Annotated in this window: 1 protein-coding gene; it reads right to left on the bottom strand. The window is 63.7% G+C overall.

Features of this window, described 5'->3' with window-relative positions; translation table 11 throughout:
• The coding region (locus ACWNRM_RS15220) for a transposase (RefSeq protein ID WP_485171516.1) at positions 1–256 on the bottom strand (256 nt) is incomplete at both ends.

The following is a 256-nucleotide window of genomic DNA, read 5'->3' as shown; positions in this document are numbered from 1 at the left end:
TTCGACATAAGTCAGGAAGCTGCGGCCGTTGATCGGTCCGTCCAGCACCATGGGCGCCACGATGCCGGTCAGCCGCAGTCCCGCGATGAACGTTGTGGTCTTCCAGTGCCCGTGCGGCACGGCGGATCGTAATCTCTGGCCCCGCCGACAGCGACCATGACGTCGCGCCATGTTGGTCGAGGCCCAGGTTTCATCAATGAAAACCAGTCGCTCGGGGTCGAGATCGGGCTGGGTCTCGAACCAGTCCTGCCGTCGC

It is taken from the genome of Asaia sp. A2 (genome assembly GCF_057319415.1).
This window is presented reverse-complemented; position numbering and strand designations above follow the sequence as displayed.